This is a genomic window from Idiomarina fontislapidosi (assembly GCF_003226255.1).
Classification (GTDB): Bacteria; Pseudomonadota; Gammaproteobacteria; order Enterobacterales; family Alteromonadaceae; genus Idiomarina; species Idiomarina fontislapidosi.
In genome coordinates this window covers 274,459-293,192 of the sequence record NZ_QJST01000001.1, presented here as the reverse complement: position 1 = coordinate 293,192, position 18,734 = coordinate 274,459, and the positions used below count along the sequence as shown (strand labels likewise).

General features: G+C 49.0%; 20 protein-coding genes. 2 read left to right on the top strand and 18 right to left on the bottom strand.

Annotation, left to right across the window (positions count from 1 at the left end; genetic code table 11):
- Positions 1–10 precede the first annotated feature (10 nt).
- The 7 genes from cpaB to queE form a co-directional block, all read right to left on the bottom strand.
- Positions 11–694 (bottom strand): Flp pilus assembly protein CpaB, encoded by a 684-nt coding sequence (gene cpaB, locus DFP83_RS01400; RefSeq protein WP_110572427.1) that lies wholly within the window; start codon positions 692–694, stop codon positions 11–13.
- Positions 691–882: a hypothetical protein gene (locus tag DFP83_RS01395; protein ID WP_110572425.1), complete on the bottom strand. Its 192-nt coding sequence runs from the start codon at positions 880–882 to the stop codon at positions 691–693. Before DFP83_RS01395 ends, cpaB begins: the two co-directional genes overlap by 4 nt.
- Positions 852–1,352 (bottom strand): hypothetical protein, encoded by a 501-nt coding sequence (locus DFP83_RS01390; RefSeq protein ID WP_110572423.1) that lies wholly within the window; start codon positions 1,350–1,352, stop codon positions 852–854. The genes DFP83_RS01395 and DFP83_RS01390 overlap by 31 nt, the downstream gene beginning before the upstream one ends.
- On the bottom strand, positions 1,340–1,903 hold the full coding sequence (locus tag DFP83_RS01385) for a hypothetical protein (protein ID WP_110572421.1): 564 nt from the start codon (positions 1,901–1,903) through the stop codon (positions 1,340–1,342). The genes DFP83_RS01390 and DFP83_RS01385 overlap by 13 nt, the downstream gene beginning before the upstream one ends.
- Positions 1,887–3,119, bottom strand: a complete 1,233-nt coding sequence (locus DFP83_RS01380; RefSeq protein WP_110572419.1) for a hypothetical protein — start codon at positions 3,117–3,119, stop codon at positions 1,887–1,889. The genes DFP83_RS01385 and DFP83_RS01380 overlap by 17 nt, the downstream gene beginning before the upstream one ends.
- Positions 3,116–3,406, bottom strand: a complete 291-nt coding sequence (locus DFP83_RS01375; RefSeq protein ID WP_110572416.1) for a Flp family type IVb pilin — start codon at positions 3,404–3,406, stop codon at positions 3,116–3,118. The genes DFP83_RS01380 and DFP83_RS01375 overlap by 4 nt, the downstream gene beginning before the upstream one ends.
- Positions 3,407–3,494: 88 nt before the next feature.
- Entirely contained in the window at positions 3,495–4,166 is a 672-nt protein-coding gene (gene queE, locus DFP83_RS01370) for a 7-carboxy-7-deazaguanine synthase QueE (protein WP_110572414.1), read from the bottom strand.
- Between the two features lie 48 nt (positions 4,167–4,214).
- On the opposite strand from queE, the gene queC reads away from it, so the two are divergent.
- Positions 4,215–4,874 carry a 7-cyano-7-deazaguanine synthase QueC gene (queC, locus tag DFP83_RS01365; RefSeq protein WP_110572412.1) on the top strand — a complete coding sequence of 220 codons (660 nt, stop codon included), beginning with the start codon at positions 4,215–4,217 and terminating at the stop codon, positions 4,872–4,874.
- Here queC and nagZ read toward each other — a convergent pair whose 3' ends face one another.
- Positions 4,875–5,879, bottom strand: a complete 1,005-nt coding sequence (nagZ, locus tag DFP83_RS01360) for a beta-N-acetylhexosaminidase (protein ID WP_110572410.1) — start codon at positions 5,877–5,879, stop codon at positions 4,875–4,877. It lies immediately after the preceding gene.
- Positions 5,880–6,008: 129 nt separating this feature from the next.
- Between nagZ and DFP83_RS01355 the strand changes: the two genes are divergently transcribed.
- Entirely contained in the window at positions 6,009–7,358 is a 1,350-nt protein-coding gene (locus DFP83_RS01355) for a S41 family peptidase (protein ID WP_110572864.1), read from the top strand.
- A gap of 23 nt (positions 7,359–7,381) precedes the next feature.
- Here the strand turns inward: DFP83_RS01355 and DFP83_RS01350 are convergent, their stop codons facing one another.
- From DFP83_RS01350 to DFP83_RS01305, 10 genes are all read right to left on the bottom strand, one after another.
- Positions 7,382–9,721 (bottom strand): acyl-CoA dehydrogenase, encoded by a 2,340-nt coding sequence (locus DFP83_RS01350; protein WP_110572408.1) that lies wholly within the window; start codon positions 9,719–9,721, stop codon positions 7,382–7,384.
- A gap of 62 nt (positions 9,722–9,783) precedes the next feature.
- Positions 9,784–10,461, bottom strand: a complete 678-nt coding sequence (locus DFP83_RS01345; protein ID WP_181416347.1) for a TetR/AcrR family transcriptional regulator — start codon at positions 10,459–10,461, stop codon at positions 9,784–9,786.
- Positions 10,462–10,546: 85 nt separating this feature from the next.
- Entirely contained in the window at positions 10,547–11,491 is a 945-nt protein-coding gene (locus tag DFP83_RS01340) for an MBL fold metallo-hydrolase (RefSeq protein WP_110572406.1), read from the bottom strand.
- A gap of 26 nt (positions 11,492–11,517) precedes the next feature.
- Positions 11,518–12,291 carry a ZIP family metal transporter gene (locus tag DFP83_RS01335; protein WP_110572404.1) on the bottom strand — a complete coding sequence of 258 codons (774 nt, stop codon included), beginning with the start codon at positions 12,289–12,291 and terminating at the stop codon, positions 11,518–11,520.
- A 30-nt stretch (positions 12,292–12,321) separates the two neighbouring features.
- The gene (locus DFP83_RS01330) at positions 12,322–13,794 is read right to left on the bottom strand and encodes a TrkH family potassium uptake protein (protein WP_110572402.1); all 1,473 of its coding nucleotides are present in this window, start codon (positions 13,792–13,794) and stop codon (positions 12,322–12,324) included.
- Positions 13,795–13,821: 27 nt separating this feature from the next.
- Positions 13,822–14,661: a 3-deoxy-8-phosphooctulonate synthase gene (kdsA, locus tag DFP83_RS01325; RefSeq protein ID WP_110572400.1), complete on the bottom strand. Its 840-nt coding sequence runs from the start codon at positions 14,659–14,661 to the stop codon at positions 13,822–13,824.
- Between the two features lie 11 nt (positions 14,662–14,672).
- Entirely contained in the window at positions 14,673–15,944 is a 1,272-nt protein-coding gene (locus tag DFP83_RS01320; RefSeq protein WP_110572398.1) for a DUF819 family protein, read from the bottom strand.
- Between the two features lie 42 nt (positions 15,945–15,986).
- Entirely contained in the window at positions 15,987–16,790 is an 804-nt protein-coding gene (locus DFP83_RS01315) for a SirB1 family protein (RefSeq protein ID WP_110572395.1), read from the bottom strand.
- A gap of 44 nt (positions 16,791–16,834) precedes the next feature.
- Entirely contained in the window at positions 16,835–17,209 is a 375-nt protein-coding gene (locus DFP83_RS01310) for a SirB2 family protein (protein ID WP_110572393.1), read from the bottom strand.
- 47 nt (positions 17,210–17,256) lie between these two features.
- Complete coding sequence (locus tag DFP83_RS01305) at positions 17,257–18,729, bottom strand: DUF3369 domain-containing protein (RefSeq protein WP_110572390.1); 1,473 nt, start codon at positions 18,727–18,729, stop codon at positions 17,257–17,259.
- Between the last annotated feature and the right edge of the window lie 5 nt (positions 18,730–18,734).

The window sequence follows — 18,734 nt, the reverse complement described above, 5'->3', positions numbered from 1 at the left end:
GGGGTTACTCCTACCAGCCTATAACTGCCGAACGACGTACATGCTTTTGCCAAGGACGACGTTTATCATCCGCTGCCCTCACCCACCATTGCATGCCGTCACCAATCATCTGGCCCAGTTGAAGCCTTTGGTCGGCCGATACTGCTAACGTGACCGATAAGCTATGTCCGTTATCAGACCCGTTTATCGTTAACACACGAATATTTTCGACAACCTGCAACGTGCCTTCTAAGCTGTTTTTACTGACCAGATCGACTCGATCATCAGGCTGCAACTGTCCATGGTGAATTTGCATAATGTCGACGGGAAGCGTGATAGCCCAATGTTCAGTGGGTAAGCTATCTGCCATACGCTTCTGATACGATAATTCAAATTGTGTTTCTTCAACGGGCGTGCCAGCGATAACAGCATGTTTTAGCGGCAAGTCTAAAATAGTGCCGATAGACGCCTCGGTCATCCAACCTGCGTTAACTAGATGAGCGGGATACTGTCGAAGTGACAACATTGACGTATCCACTAACGTACCTGCATCCAAGTCTTGACTGAATACAACAATCGCTTGCTCAGGAGGAGCCTCCGCTTTTAAACGCTTAGCCGTCTCGTAGTGAAGATATGAACGTAGTAGCCACAACGTGAAAGCTGTCAAGGCAACGCTAAGCAGCATGAGTATGAGCCATTGCTTTTTTGCTTTCACATTCCGCTCCCCGGTACAAAACTAATTAAATTAAGTAATGTCTTAAAATGCAGCGCCAGTAACCGCCCAAGCTGTTTTAGTTCGTCCACAATCGACTGTCCCCAGTCGGTACCAAACAAAAAAATACAACACATAAGCAGCAAAATAAGCGATTCGGTTAGCGCTTGCCCTGCCGATTGCTTAGCCATATCAATACCGTCCATTGGTTATAGTTATAGATGCTCAAAAAACTATTTAATGAAGGAAGATGGATGAGTTCGTGGGTGTCATTTACGGATAACCGTTGACGCTCAAGCTGACCCAACCGAAACTCCAGCTGACGCTGCATTGCCAGCTTTCCGATGGGTTCAACAAAAAGCCAGTACTGGTACCCCTGCTGCTGTCCCGAACTAAAAGGTGTCAGACCAATATTGAAAGGAGGACGGGTGACCGGCGCTCGTCCTCTTAGCGAAGAAAGCCACCAAACTCCATCGTCAGATTGATGCAATAGCCAGATTTTTTGCTCAATTTCACAAACCCACAGCTTCAGATCATCGGTCAACGGACAGTTTGGAAACTTGCGCTCTAACACGGGCCAGCGGGGCTGGTCAGGTTGCTCTAAACGCATCATGCCATTGATTGCGTTTGGTTCAGACCACGTCCACATCAACAAAGCCATTGGAATATCCGCGAACACTTCTCTTCCTCCTCCGGAACCACTTCATCATCAATATGCCCCCAAATTAGTGAGCTGCTCGAAAATTCCCGTGCAAACGGGAGAATCGCGATAATGTCACGCACAGCATTTAGCCAATTCATATCAAGTACACGATTAAGCACCCAACCAGCGGGACGATCGCGCAATTCAGCATCCTCTTTGGCTGCCCAATCATCACGTAGCTGAGCCATAACCCATAAAGGCTTCTCTTGCTTGGTCTTAACTAGGTTGTTTACCTCCAAGTTGTTTTTGACGAGCTTGTCGAGAGGATCCAATAAGCGCTGACTCACTTTAGCGGAGGTATAATCACGGGATCGTGTTAGGTTTTCTGAGTCCAACGGGTCTGTAAAAATACGATGCCGTTGCTGTACAAGCGTTGTTTCGCTTAAGTTGACTGCTGGCAAAAGGACATCAGCCAGTGACAATAGCAATATCACCCAGAGCCCCGCCACAATCAGCGACTCAACCAGTACATGCCCCCTCGCATAGAGGCTATTAAGTCGATTTTTCATAAGCTTGAATACCTAGCACTGTTTGTTCAATAAGTGATAGCGGTACTAAACGTGGTTGCCACAATGCATTGAATAAATTTTCTTTTTCAGATTGATTGTCAGAGCGAGGAAACAGACTGTTTGGCCGAGAGAAAAACACTTCGGCTTTTGCAATCGCCTGTTGTTCGCTCGTAGGGTCAGTTATTTTTATAACTATCTTATCGGCACCCAGTCGTGCTGTGTGTTTTAGGCGCACAAAACGGAATGCGGGCTGACGAACCTTTAAGCGCGGCATTGATGTCCAGCCTAACCAAGTCGCCCAGGGATTAATCCATTCAGATTCACCATAATCAGACGCCCAACGTTTGACACGGACATACTGCGCCGATGCGCCCCAAGCAAGAGGAACACGCTCTTTCATGCTGCCGAAGAGTGCATACTTACGCCAATGCGCTGACACCGTATCTATTGCATGCCAATTCCATTCCCCATTCCAGCGTGTGGCTAAATCACTGCCGCCCGCTCGACGTATTTTGAGCGCATAGACATCAAGCCAGTCATAAGTTCGTTTGCTCGAGAATGGATCGCGACTTTTCAATACCAGATCTTTAAAGAACTCGGATTGTTCTTTATCTTTCGTCGACTTGACCGTGGTGAGCCGCCACCACAGGGCGGGAAACGGCACGATACCGCCACCATGGAACGCATCCCACTCTAACTGTTGGTCATTGGCGGCGATAACATCGTTAAGTGAGAACGGAATTTCCGCAATTAAGGTATGTTGCAATACCGTTTGTAGCGCTGAGATTGCTTGAATAATTGCTACATGAAGCATCACTACCGCCGCAAGACCCTTTTCTGTACCTTGTTTTACGCCTTTTAACACACGTTTAAATGTCAACATGGGTCCGGTTAAGGCAGGAACAAACGAAAGCACCGTAGAGCTGTTGTTGAGTAGCGAGACCATCATATTAAACCAGCTATGCATGCCGACCCACTGAGCCAATGCCACTTGGTTTCCGATCAACGCACGGTTCAACAATGCCGCGAAATTGAGCTGGCGTGCCATTAACACGCCAGCACTCATCGCTGCATTATCCGCTACACTCTGCAAGTAAAACTGTCTACGAGCATGCTGTCCGAGTTGAGTCACCGATAACAGCGCTAAGCAAAGTAGCAGCGAAAATGCCAAGTACAGCGGCAATGCCATGCCCTTTTTGTGCGAACCCAACCTCATTGTTCTTCCGTCTGATTCGCCTCGTCATAATTGCCCAAATTAATGTTCTTTTTGGCTACCGTTGAAGCTGTGCGCGCCGATTGTCTAGCCTGATTAATATCAGACGAGGCACTTTGCCCAGTCATTTCTTTGGCAAGACCGGCCACTTGGTTACGCAAGCTCTGCCCAAACATTGAATAGACCCCGATAGCCGCAACGGCAATCAAGGCGACAATAATGATATATTCGGTCATACCTTGACCGCGTTGAGTCGATTTTGATAAGACTGTGAAGTGATTCTGATGCATACCTGTTCCTCGGTTGATAAAAGGAACAGGCAGTATAGGAAGGAAAGTGCGAGCCCGCCGCGTCTGAAGGGCGCGATCTCGTTATGGCTTACTCGATATTAAGATATTTATGCATCTGTACCGATAATCGCCAATTGCGCTCAATACACACCTTCATCGCTAATTCTGTGGCACGCGGTCGTTGGCTAATCGGTTGCAGACAAATCACCACGTCGGCATTTAAGCGTTGCCCTTTCAGCAATTGATCCAGTGCGTCTACATGTTTTTGCATCGCCACGGGATGCTTTATTTCGTCGGCGCGTGATAGGCAATCACTGCGGACCAAATAGCCACCCGGCATGTCCAATTTAGGTGAGACGGTGACCCACGTAGCAGGCGTTATTAGCAACTCATAGGTGCCACTGGTCTCAATCTGCAACCGCATGCCCTGCGCCTCAAGTGCTTCACCCAGTGCACGTAAATCGTACATCGCCGGTTCACCGCCAGTAATAACCACGTGTTTAGCGCGATAGCCACGTTGCTTGATCAGTTCGACGATATCGTCACTCGACATCGTTGCCCAGTGCGGGCTCGCCTCTGATTTGTCCATCATACGGGCAACAGATACTTCATCCGCTGAGTTAATTTCCCATGTGTGTTGGGTATCACACCAGGGACACCCGACAGGACACCCCTGTAAACGGATAAAAATAGAAGGGACACCTGTAAAAGTACCCTCGCCCTGCAGTGTTTCAAAAATTTCGTTAATGCGGTAAGTCATGATTTTCGCTAAAATGATTGGGAAGTTAATTATACGGGGAGTCAGCGCATGTCGCAAAAGGTGGTTGTCATTTATTCAGGTGGAATGGATTCGTTTACTGTCCTGAATAAGGCATTGCAGCAAGGTCACGAAGTATCCGCATTATCATTTAATTATGGTCAACGTCACGTCCGCGAACTCGATGTTGCGGCAAAGGTCTGTAAAGACTTAGGTATTCCCCATAAAGTCGTCGATATTACAGCCATCAATGGTTTATTAGCAGGTAGTTCGCTGACCGATGATATCGACATCCCAGAAGGTCACTACGAAGAATCCTCAATGAAGTCGACCGTCGTGCCGAATCGCAACATGATTCTGCTGTCGTTGGCGATAGGCTATGCGGTATCAGAAGGGGCTAGCGCCGTATATTATGGTGCCCACTCAGGCGATCACGCCATCTATCCCGATTGTCGTCCCGAGTTTGTACGACAAATGAATGTGGTGAGTCAACTCGCAAATTACGAACCTATCGAGGTTGTAGCGCCTTATCTGGATGTTGATAAAAATGCTATTTTAGCAGACGGTTTGCGCATGGCACTCAATTACGCCGACACTTGGACCTGCTACAACGGACGCGATAAAGCGTGCGGCAAATGTGGCGCATGTGTGGAGCGCTTAGAGGCCTTTGCCGCCAACGGCGTCAAAGACCCGCTACCTTACGAGGCTTAATCAGCTATTAAAGCGCTCGAGCCAACGCTGTGCTGATTGCCAGCGGTTCGAGCGTTGTAACTCATCCATCCGCTCATAATTGGTTGCGCCCAACATCGCTTGTAGACGCGAGCGGCTGCGTGCTGATGTGGCTGGCAACGGCTGTTGCAGCAGTTCAAATGCTGCGTCGCGGTCATTACAGACCAACACCATATCACAACCTGCTGCTATTGCTGCCACAGCACGTTGACGCATGTCACCCACAACCGTCGCGCCTTGCATCGATAAGTCATCGCTAAAAATCAAGCCGTTAAAGCCTAACTGGTCGCGAAGTACATCCTGCAACCAATATCGCGAGAATCCGGCGGGCTGCGCATCGACTTGGTCATAGATGACATGTGCAGGCATAACCCCTGCCAATTTATCCGCTAACATATCGAACACCGGCAAATCGATGTTAAAAATATCTTCTTTTGAACGACTATCAACAGGCACTGCAAAGTGTGAGTCGGCAACAACGGAACCGTGCCCAGGAAAATGCTTACCAGTCGCACCCATACCCGCTTCATGCATCCCTTCAATAAACGCTTGTGCGAGGTGAGCAACCTGCTGGACCTCGCGCGCAAATGCGCGGTCACCAATGACTTCGCTGCAGCCATTGATATCCAAAACCGGTGCAAAACTGATATCAATACCAACCGCTCTGACCTCGCGCGCCATCAACCAACCTAAGTCTTGCGCGGCCGCTAACTGTTCCTGTTCTGGTAAATCGGCGATACGCGCCATCGCCGGAATGGCGCTGAAGCCATCACGGAAACGTTGTACGCGACCACCTTCGTGGTCAACAGCCACTAACAGCGGGCCGTTAGATGCTGCGCGCGCGTCAGCCACCAACGTCTCAACCTGTTCAATACTCGAAAAATTACGGGTAAACAATATCAAGCCATTCACATCCGGGTGCGCGAGGAGTTGTTTATCTTCTGCCGTCAGCGCGGTGCCCGCGATATCGATCATTACCTGTGCCATTTCATCGTCTCATTTGATCTTAGTGATAGTCGCTAGTTTGCCAGAGGTGACCTATTTGTACAGCTTGACCCATGTAAAAAATAAGCATGTAATAGGATGATTAACACACTGTTAACAATGGTGATTCAAATGAAGACGGTACGTACACTTTTATCTCTCTCGCTTTGTTCAGCGCTCGCTGCCTGCGGCGGCTCGTCGTCAGGCGGCGATAGCAGTACGAGTGGTGGAACAGGCACAGGCGGTGGCGGCGGAGACAGCTTTGCCACCTGCTCGGTTGCAGACCAAAACCAACGCTTTTTCAACTATATGCAGGATGATTACTTTTGGAATGAAAGCTTGCCGCAAAGTATCGATCCCGAAGCCTATGACGATGTTTATGAGCTACTTGAAGCGTTACGCGCACCGGAAGACCGCTATAGCTATATTTTGACCGAAGAAGAATATGATGCGCTGTTTGTTTCGGCCGAGTACGCCGGATTTGGTTTTTCACAACAGCAAATTGGTGCTGACCGAATAAAACTGCGCTTTGTGTACCAAGACTCACCCGCGTGGGATGCAGGCATGCGTCGCGCAGACGAAATTATTGCGATTGATGACGTGCCGGTGTCACAGTTGCTCGCTAATGGTCAATACAACGACGCGCTTGGGCCCGCCGAGCCGGGTGTTTCTCGTAGCATTACTTGGCGCACCCCAGAGGGTAATCAGCAAACTGCCAGCTTAACCAAAGAGGACGTCGCCACAAATACCGTGATGGGTGAAACGATTTGGCAAATTGAGGGGCAAAGCGTCGGTTACTTTACCTTAGATACCTTCATTAATCGCACGGGTAATGACCTTAACCAAGTATTTAATCAATTCGACAACAGTAACATCGATCGATTAGTGATTGACCTTCGTTACAACGGTGGCGGACTGATCCGCTACGCCAATCAGCTTGCAACGCAAACCGCAGGCACGCAAGTACAGGGCAAAACGTTTATCGAGTATCGTTTCAACGAGAATAACTCGGCACAAAACGAGACGGTTGCGTTCAGCTTGGTTGATGGTGTGAGACAACTCGATTTAGATAATGTCATCGTATTAACCACCGGCGCCAGCTGCTCATCCTCTGAACTCGTGATTAACTCGCTACGGCCACATGTTGATGTCACGACGATTGGTGAAACCAGTTGCGGTAAACCGGTGGGACAACAGCCTCAGCAACTGTGTGACAAAGTAACCTTTGCTATTAACTTTGAAACCGTAAATTCTGAGGGCAATGGTCAGTATTACGATGGCTTGACACCCGACTGCTCAGTAGACGATGCCATCGTTGCTGATTGGGGCGAGTTTGCTGACCCGCTGACCGGCGCTGCGCGTGATTATATTATCAACGGACAATGTCCTGTAAGCACTGCCGCCATGGAACGAGACGGCAATCGCTCATACAAAAACGCGCCTATCTTTACGATGAAAGATAAGCGCGCCACCTTGCAATAACATGCATTTGTTAAAGTCGTGCGCTAATCGCGCACGGCTTGCTTGCGTAAGTCACCTTTCGTGGTGTAGAACTGATTGTTTTCAATAATACCAGGCGCAAAGCTGTCTACGCCAATTGCTGTCAAGCGTAGCTTTTCAGTGTGCGCTAATTGTTCGGCTTCTTCAGCACTAATAATATTGAGCGCCTGCGCTTTATCTGCCAAGGCTTGACCGTTTAGGTTACTCGATAACTCACCACGTTTTTGCGCTTTGCGGAGCTTTTTGTATACATCTTTCATCTCCAGCATCGCTAAGAACGCCTTCTCCATATGACCTGTCATATCATTCTCGTCATCTTTCCAATAACACAGGAAGGTATGACGATCACGGGTGATGCCAGGTTTCATCATGTCCGTGCTGATATCTTGCAACAATTGGTCAGATGGTTCAGCAAAACGGTTACCTAATGGGAATACCACTGCGCGCATCAGCACTGCAACCGAGCGTTTCGGGAAGTTGCGGAAGAAACCGTCAAAGGCATGGCCAATTTTGTGCAGATGGTGTTGCACAGCATAATGCACATAAGGTAAATCAGCCGCTTGGCGCCCTTCGTCCTCAAAACGCTTTAACACTGCCGATGCCATGTACAGGTGGCTCAACACGTCGCCTAGGCGAGCAGAAATCATTTCCTTGCGTTTTAAATCACCACCTAACATCAACATCGATACGTCTGCAGCCATCGCAAGACCCCGACTAAAACGTGTTAAGTGCTGGTAATAGCGACCCGTTTCACCACTGACAGGCGTCTCGTTAAAGCGCGAGCTCGTCACACCCATCCACAGACTGCTAAACACGTTGCTGACAGCAAAGCCGATATGCTTCATTAGCAAACCGTCGAACGCCATTAAACCTTGTTCTTCATCAGGGTTCGCTGCGGCTTTCATCTCTTCAAGCACATAAGGATGGCAGCGTGTCGCGCCTTGACCAAAGATCATTAGGTTACGCGTTAGGATGTTCGCACCCTCAACCGTGATGGAAACAGGTGTCGCCATATAGTTATGACCCAGATAATTATGCGGACCTAATTGAATGCCTTTACCCGCATGAATATCCATCGCATGCTCAATCACCTCACGACCCATTTCAGTCATGTGGTATTTGGTCATTGCGGTAACCACCGAAGGCGACTTACCTTGGCACAGTGCTGATACGGTCAGTCGACGCATCGATTCAAGGGTATAGTTGGTACCACCGATTTTACCCATGGCACTTTGCACGCCCTCAAACACCCCAATGGGTAAGCCGAATTGCTGACGCACATATGCATAAGCACCGGTCATACGCTGAGTTACATGGCCTGACGCCGTTGCCAATGCCGGTAATGAAATACCGCGTCCTGCTGACAAGCACTCAACCAACATGCGCCACCCTTTACCGGCGTAGTCCGCACCGCCAATAATCCACTCTAATGGAATAAACACATCTTCGCCATACGTTGTACCATTGAGGAACGCTTGATTTAATGGGAAGTGGCGATCACCGGTAACAACACCTTTATGTGAAGTTGGGATCAAGGCACACGTAATACCCAATTCTTTTTTGTCGCCGAATAATCCCTCCGGGTCGTACAGCTTAAACGCCAGACCAAGCACGGTCGCTGACGGCGCCAAAGTAATGTAGCGTTTTGACCAGTTTAGGCGAATACCCAGCACCTCTTTGCCTTCGTGTTCGCCTTTACAAATAATACCTTCATCAGGGATCGCACCGGCATCAGAGCCTGCTTCTGGTCCTGTCAGCGCGAAACATGGAATATCAGTGCCATCGGCTAAACGTGGCAACCAATAGTCTTTTTGCTCATCCGTACCATAGTGAGTCAGAAGCTCACCTGGACCGAGTGAGTTAGGCACCATGACCGAAACGGCTGCGCTGATTGAGCGCGACGCAATGCGCGAGACAATAAATGAGTTCGCCGCTGGCGAAAAGTCTAAACCGCCATACTCTTTACCAATAATCATGGCAAAGAAACGCTCTTTGCGGAGAAAGTCCCACACAGGCTTCGGCAGGTCACGGTCTTGTTGAACGATCTTAAAGTCATCCAGCATATCGAGTAGCGTGGCGAGCTGATTGTCAACGAAGGCTTGCTCTTCGTTGGTGAGTTTCGGCTCTGGGGTCTCCAGTAGCTTCTGCCAATCTGGACGCCCACTGAAGAGTTCGCCGTCCCACCAGATATCGCCCGCTTCCATCGCTTCGCGTTCAGTATCCGATAATGGCGGCAAAATACGTTTAAACAATTTGAATACCGGTTTGGTAATCAAGCTGCGACGAATATCGCCCACTGCGAGTACAATGACCAACAGCACGATAATTAAGATCAAAATTTCCATGTAACTCTCCAAACAATGGGAATTAGAGTCAGTCTAGATCAACCTACCCAAGCTGTCTGCTTTTAAGGTCGCTCGAGACCTCCTGCTATAAATACGATCAAATGCTCAATGACGGTTTTAATATTCACGTCGTGATCAAATTCAGCACGTGCAATTTCAATCAACGCTTGTCCCGAGACTTGCGCAAACACCGTAGCACCTAGCACAAAGTGCAGACGCCAGAACATCTCTTCATCAGATAGGTTCGGATTGGCTTTGTGTAATAATGCCATCAGATGCTGTAACACGTTACCAAACGCCGACTGGGTATAACGTCTTAGGTGACCTTGAGTTTCTGAATAAGCAAAGCCAAGTAGCCGCAGAAACCGTTCGGTGCCTCGTTTATGAATTCCGTTCAAGGCAAATAACGGCAACTTGAATGCTTCGAACACCTGCAATGTAGTGAGCTCCGACTCATCGTCAAGCGCACGTAACTGCTCATCAAGCGCAGGCATGAACACGTCCATATAACGCGCTACGACAGCCTGAATCAGTGCCTTTTTAGAACCAAAATGATAATTAACCGAGGCCAAATTGACCGCAGCTTCTTGAGTGATTTGACGCAAAGAGGTTTGTTCGAATCCCTCTTTGGCAAACAAACGCTCTGCAGTATCGAGGATACGCTTTTGCGTTGAAGGTTTGTTAGCTGACTCCCGCACCGAAGTGCGGGCGTCGCTAGCATGACTTTTTATAGTAGACATGATTGAAAACACACATTTTAAACATGCGTTTAATTTAATCGATGTCGTTTCAGCGATCAAGTGTTCGCTGAAATATTATGGCACGTTACCACATCGGAGAGTAATTGACAGGCACCCAATCGTAGGCATCGTCATCGCTTTTGAGTTGACCAATGCCAGGGAACGGCAAATGCGCACCCGCCACGTAATAGCCGTTTTCAGCCGCATCAGCATAAGCGTCGACACGTTGTTTACGCGCTTCGTCTTGATCACTGTCAAACGCGATGGTGACGCTCGGTTGGTCGAACTGAACTTCGGCAACATGCATCAAATCACCCCAAAAAACCAAACTTTGATCGCCCGCATCGAGTCGATACATCGTATGGCCTGGCGTGTGCCCGTAAGCTTCAACACTCGTGATTTGTGCGGCCAACGTCTCACCAGCAACGAATGTTTTAAACTGCCCTGCCTCGACGTAAGGATTTAATGCAGCCATAGCCCCTTTAAAGCCACCCCGTTTATCTTCGGGTACCTGCTCCATCTGTTGCTGGGACAACCAGTAATCCGCATCATGTTTATCTGCACGAACCGTTGCATTGGTAAAGACGCGTTCACCCCCCGCAATCAAACCACCGATATGATCCGAGTGCATATGGGTAATATAAATCTCGTCAATATCATCAGCCGAGTAGCCCGCTGCCTGGATATTTTTAATGAGATTGCCGAGTGACGCACCAAATAGCGTGCCGGCGCCGGTATCAATGAGCACAAGCGATTCGCCATCATTGACGAGATAGGCATTAACCGAAGTCTCAAGCGGTGATTGTCGATAAAACTCAGCGAGTTTATCGCGCACTTTATCCGCATCCATTTGTAGCAGTTGGTGCACAGGTAGTTGTGTGGTGCCATCCGATAACGCGGTCACTTCGATATCACCCAGCATCATACGATAATAACCAGGAGCCGAGGTTTTTTGTTGCGGTGCCCCCGCAAAGGCGGCAGTGCTCAACGTAGCTGCTAATGCCAAGGTCAAAAACGAACGTTTAAACATGAGTGATTGTCCTCTGTGTAATGAACTCAACCTAACCATACGTCTAAAAACAACATTATGACCAATCCCACCATTAATCCACCACTGGCTTTAGAGTGTTCACCTTCGCGGTGGGTTTCGGGAATAATTTCATGGCTAATAACATAAATCATCGCGCCGGCTGAAACCAACAGCCCCCATGGCAGCAACCATTCAGTTAAGCCAACAAAAATCCCACCTAACAGCCCGCCCAGCGGCTCAACGACACCTGTTAATGCACCGATTAAAAAGGCTTTAAAGCGTGAATAATTAAGTGCTAGCAAGGCGAGCGAAACGGCAAGCCCCTCCGGCACGTTCTGCAACCCGATACCAGATGCAATCGCCACGGTGGCATCCCAATCTTTACCCGCAGCGGTAATACCCACAGCAAGACCTTCAGGGATATTGTGAATAGTGATGGCGATGATAAACAGCCATAGTCGGCTTAACCGCGAGTTAATCGGGCCTTCAGCCCCTTTCACGAAATGTTCGTGCGGTACCGTTTTATCAATAAATGCTATCAACAAAGCACCGGCTAATATGCCTGTGACTGCCATCAGCGGGGGAATGATCCCGTCACCATACAGGTCACCCGCGACCTCAAGTGCCGGTACGATTAACGAGAAAAATGCAGCAGCGAGCATCACACCCGCAGCAAAGCCAAGTAAGATATTTGTATGACGCTGACTCGGTTGCCAACCGATCAATACGACGCTCGAACCCAGGGCTGTCATCAAACCACTGGCACCACTGACAAGCAAGGCGAGCAACCACGGATCCATAATTTACCCCTACGTTTTAATACAAAGGTATCAGTGTCGCCAATAATGACGATGAAATAATATCAATACCGTCATAATCTCGAGCCGCCCTGCGAGCATAGCAAACACGAGCAACAGCTTGGCACCACCCTCTAAACTGGCAAAGTTTCCCGACGGACCAATCACCTCGCCCAATCCGGGTCCAACGTTACTTACGGCAGAAGCCGCACCCGAGATCGCAGTTAAAAAATCTAAATCAAAGAGTGATAAGCCGAGCGCGATAAACGCGACGAGGATGAAATACATAAAGCAAAATGCCACCATCGAGCCCAGTAAGGCATCGTTAACACGACGATCTTGATAGCTTTGAACACGCACCAAGTTGGGATGAATCAGTTGGCTAAACTGCTTTTTAAGTAATAGCTGAGAAAGCTGAAAGCGGAATATTTTCATGCCGCCAGCAGTTGACCCGGTACAGCCACCAACAAACATGAGGTAAAAGAATAACATCAGAGCCCAATTGCCCCATTGACCGTAGTCTTCACTGGCATAACCCGTGGTAGTCACCACCGAAACCACGTTAAAGGCAGTATGAATCAACGCATCAACAACATCGCGACCTTGGGTGCCATGCATCAGAGTAATAGAAGTGATGGCGATCACCAGAAACGTCAGAAAAGCTCGTACCTGACTATCGTGATACAGCGGCCCGACCTCGCCCTTTAACGCGCGAATATACAACACAAATGGCAAGGCACCCGCGACCATAAACACAGTGCCGGTGACCATCAGAAAAGGCGTATCGGCAAAGTGCCCAAATGAGGCATCGTAATTAGAGAAGCCTGCAGTGGCGATGGTCGTCATACCATGAACGATGGCATCAAAGCCTTTCATACCGCCGAGCCAATACAGTGCCATGACGAGAATCGTCAGTAAGATATACACCCGACCGATAGCAAACACCATGTTGCTCGAACGCGGCATAAACTTACCTGAAATATCTGACGACTCGGCTTGGAACAGCCGCATGCCACCCACTTGCAGAAAGGGCAGGATCGCCATCGCCATCACGATGATTCCAATACCGCCTAACCATTGCAACATGCCGCGCCACAGTAGTACTGCACGAGGTAGATCATCCAGTCCAACAATGACCGTCGCGCCAGTAGTGGTGATCGCGGACATGGATTCAAACCAAGCGTCAACAAAGCTCAAGTAAGGTTGTGCGAAGATAAATGGAAGTGCCGAAAACAAGCTCGCAAATAGCCAACATAAGGACGTCAGCAAAAACACTTGCCGTGCGCGCAGTTTAGCGCCACCCGACTTTTGCAGAAACAATGCCGCGCCAGCAACAAAGCCAATGACCGCCAAAGTTAAATAGGTCCATTGCTCTTTTTCACTGTTAGCGACCGCGACCGCAAAAGGAATCAGCATGGCTAACGCTAACAGCGCTAATAAGCCGCCCACAGCGCGCGACAATATTTTTGCCGCATCAACGCCGGTGAGTTTAGTGGGCGCCTGCATATGTGACGGCTTTAACATAGCTCAGTTTTAGTTGGTCGTATCAAGTGGAGCGAATGACTTAACGAGGTCATCAATCGCTTTCATCTGTTGCAAGTAAGGTTCGAGCTTCGCCAACGGCAGCGCACAAGGACCGTCACACTTTGCTTCATCAGGGTTAGGATGCGCCTCAATAAATAAGCCCGCTAGTCCCAACGCCATACCGGAGCGTGCTAATTCCGCCGCTTGCGCTCGGCGACCATCGGCTGAGTCTGCGCGGCCACCTGGACGTTGTAACGCGTGTGTCGCATCAAACACCACAGGCGCCAATGATTTCATCTCGTCCATGCCCAGCATATCAACAATCAAGTTATTGTAACCAAAGCAGCTTCCGCGTTCGCACAATAAGATGCGATCGTTACCTGCCTCGCTAAATTTCTTAATAATGTGCTTCATTTCATGCGGCGCTAAAAACTGTGGTTTTTTCACATTAACCACCGCACCGGTCTCTGCCATCGCGACCACTAAGTCGGTTTGGCGAGCCAAAAACGCGGGCAACTGAATAATATCAACGACTTCCGCAACAGGCTTTGCCTGATGCGGCTCGTGAACGTCAGTAATGATAGGTACATCAAACGCTTCTTTGACCGACTCGAATATCTTTAAGCCTTCTTCGAGCCCTGGCCCGCGGAACGAATGGATTGACGAGCGATTCGCTTTATCAAACGACGCTTTAAAGACGTATGGAATCCCGAGTGCCTCAGTCACCGTCACAAAGTGCTCCGCCGTGCGGAGCGCAAGGTCCCGTGATTCCAATACATTCAGCCCACCAAATAAAACAAACGGACGTTGGTTATCAAAGGTAATTTTACCCATCTCAATGGATTGCATGCTCAAGCTCCTTAACTACCCACGACACGCAGGATTTGACCGGCAAGATACGCCATATAGGTACCCAAAGCGTAACCCATCACGGCAAGTAACACACCCACAGGGGCGAGCGATGGATGAAACGCAGACGCGACCACGGGCGCCGAAGCCGCACCACCAACGTTCGCCTGACTCCCAACCGCCATGTAAAAGACAGGCGCTTTGATCAGTTTCGCGACCAACAGCATCAAGCTCGCATGAATTATCATCCAAATCGCACCGATCAGGAAGTATTTAGGCGCGTCGACAATCGCCGTAACGTCCATATGTAAGCCAATACTTGCGACAAGGATGTATACGAATACTGAGCCAATCTTAGACGCACCAGCGGCCTCAAGTGAACGTGCTCGGGTAAACGATAATGCAATTCCGCCTGCAGTCGCCAGTACAATCACCCAGAAGAACAGACTATCGAGGCTAAACCGGCTCAGGTAAGGTGCGTGTTCGCCAATCGCAGGCGCAATCCAGTCGGCAAGTAAGTGAGCAAAACCCGCCACACCGAAGCCAACAGCAAGAATAAGCATTAAGTCACGCAGACTCGGATTGCGTACATGCTCTGCTTCATACTTCTCAACCTTTGCACGAATCGCGTCGATGGCCGAAGTGTCCGCACCGGTGCGCGCGTCGATGCGCTTTGAATTAGCCGCCATATAAAGCAACACCGCCATCCACAAATTGGCAACAATGATATCTACGGTCACCATTGCAGAGAAAATCTCGCCACCGACTTCATAGACTTCTTTCATCGCCGCTTGGTTAGCACCGCCACCAATCCAGCTGCCGGCAATCGTAGTCATGCCGCGCCAAACCGCATCGGGGCCTGCGCCACCTAGCATTTCTGGGAACACCAACGACACTAACAGCAAAGCAATTGGGCCGCCGATGACAATACCTAACGTACCGGTTAAAAACAGTACCAACGCCTTTGAGCCCAAGCCCATGACCGCCTTCAGATCTAAACTCAAGGTCAGCAACACCATACAGGCGGGCAGTAAGTAATCCATGGTGATATCCGTCACCGCCGTCGCGTTACCGTCGACAATATTAAACGTGTTAAGTAATGACGGAATGAAGTAGCACAGCAACAAGGCTGGAACAAACTTATAAAACTTCTCAAACGCAGGATGTTTACTCGAATGGGTATAAAAAACTAACCCCAAAATGGCTAATAGTAAGCCAATGATCACACCATCATTGGTGATCAAAGCGGTCGTTTCTGCAACCTTGGGTGCAGCTGCCAGCATCTGGATACTCCTTATTTCTTAATCATTCTTATTAAATCGTTACTAATGGACAATGTGCGACGGACCCGCATAGTTCTCAAGCTGCAGTTTTAACAGCTGAGCACTCGGATCGTCGGGGCATTGCTCCACAAAAAATTGATAATCGTCGGCTGCAATGTGTTGGCAGCCCAATTCTTCGTATAAATAGCCGCGGTCACGAATCTCATAGGGGTCATTTGGACGCAACACAAGTAACATCTCAATACAGCGTAACGCTTTTTCAAACCGCGCTTCGGCCATGAAACATTGTTTTAACTCGGTAAGATACGCCTCAAGCAAGGCGGCCTGAGGTGTTGCCTCGGCCCATTCCCAGCAGAACTGAGCGTCGCCATCCATCAGATGATCAAAGCGATGAACAATGTCCTCATAACGCACTGATTCACCCGTATGTGGGTCAAAAAAGTGTGCATGCCCGTGCGTCTCATACTTGAGCAACGGATAGCCTGGAAAGTCGATGAGTTGCACGTGCAATCCATGACGATGCGCCGCTGCGTGCAGCAAGATAGCCAGCACCAAAGGCACGCCCGTACGTTGCACACAGACTTCGTGAATCAAAATACGGTGCGACTTGACCCACGATTCAGGCGCATCGCTGTACCCCAGTTCGCGATAAAAGTAGCGTCCAAGTTGCGCCATTTTTTCCGCTGCTGAAGCGTGTTCATCAAAGCCTTCAAAACCGTCAACTTGTTGCCAAAACTCGGCAATGTCAGCTACGTTACGGTAGCCAAGTTGACGACTGATCTCCCAAATTATATCAATTGTTGGCAGCCATTCTTGTTCACTGAGTTCAAGAAAAGAATACGACATGGTCACCTAGCGTTAAACGAGTTGATAGATACGTTGTGCGTGCTTTACGCAAACAAAATAGGCATTTTGGAATAAGCGACATGGAATAAAAATAATAACCAAGTCACGGCACCTATAAAGCCGACCCAACGCAATCCTGCACTCGAAGATTTAAATGCAATAAAACCAAAAATAATGTAGCCGACAAGGCCAATCACTTTGTTAGATAACCACTCACCCCCCACGGGTGCGCCGCCTACAATAATGATCATGGCAATGGCACTGAGCAAAAGAAAGGTGTCGTTCACATGCGGAACAATTTTCACCCACTTTTTCTGCAGTTGCTGAGGGGACTTTACCGCCCAAAAAAAACGCAGCATAAATAATGCTACTGAAAGCACGACAAATAGCACGTGCAGATGTTTAAACGCGATATACAAAATCAGTTCTCCTCACAGTCTGAAAGTACGCTATTGGCAACCCGCGTTTAGTCCGCGAGCGCTGCGCCAATATGTGCAATCACTTTATCTAAAAAGTCGGGGGAGTAATATCGCCCACGCTCATCTTGCAAGCGCGTAATCATATCACTTTCCGATAATCCCTGGGTACGCCAATCGGCAATTTGTTCCGAGACCAAGATAGTCTGCGTTGAATCAGCAATCGAAGTGCCCTTTTTCCCGTCCGGTAAACCGAGTCCATCCCAACGCTCCAAGCGCTCCATCAGTGCCGTGTAGGCAAACTGAGTCGCTTGCTGCTCACCATTTTTAAGGCCTCGCAATGAGGTCGCGATGCGTTGTTGGCAGCTGGTTTCAAGCGCGGCGGCATTGGGTTCAATACACGCCAACAAAGGCTTAGCACGGGCATAGAGGGTTACCGCACAACTGATATCAATGGCCGTCAACTCATCGAACAGCACGTGACCTAATCGATAAGCAATCGCCTCTGAACCTGTGGCTTTGTCAATGGCAAAATAATTTGCCTGCAACTGCACAAGTTGATCTGCGATTCCGGCGATTAAAATATCGGTGTCCTCGATGCACACCACATTATCCTGCGCTTTCTGCACATGTTCTGCGAATAGCTTTAACACATGATGATCGTCTTCGGTGAGTGAGCGAGACATTCCACCAATAAACAGCACCGATCCCTGAGGGCGACAGTGACTGCGGCAATACATCAACACAAAACCGTCACCGTAGTGATGATAGTTATTTGCTATCACACCATCGAGCTCTGCCAGCGCCTTCGCTGGCAACACCGAACGAAGTGTTTGCCCTTTCGCTACCTGGCTATCTTCACCATTCGCCGCCACCACACGATAAGCTCGTCCGTCTTCGGTTGCCGTTGCATAAAGGGTCTGCCGGGCACCACCAATGACCCAGCTCAACTGCTGTACGATGCCATCAACAAACTGTTGCATCGGTTGCAAGGTATACAAGTTCGCTGATGCTTCGATTATTTTCTCTAGACCTTGTCGGCTTTGATCAACCGACATAATATCGCGGTATGAACGCAACGAAGACATCACCGCGGTAAATAACTTTTGCGCAGTGAGTTCTGTTTTTGACTTATAATCATTGATATCGTAATTCACGATAACGGTACGTTCGGGCGCTTGCCCCGGCTGACCGGTTCGAAGAATAATGCGAGTATAATGGTTATCGGCCTGCTCGCGAATGTAGCGCGCGACTTTTAACCCTGCATCATCGGATTCCATAACCACATCAAGCAATAGGATCGCCGCATCAGGATGCGTATCAATTAATTGACGTGCTTCTTCACCCGAGAAGGCACTGTGAAACTCAAGACCTCGGCCCAGAAACTCAAAATCGCTTAATGCCAATTTTGTTACCGCATGAACTTCAGGTTCATCATCGACAATCAGGACTTTCCATTTATCTTTCAATAATGCTGGTTGCGATTGTTGCGGCTCATCAGCAAACATGAACTGGTTGCTCATAATGC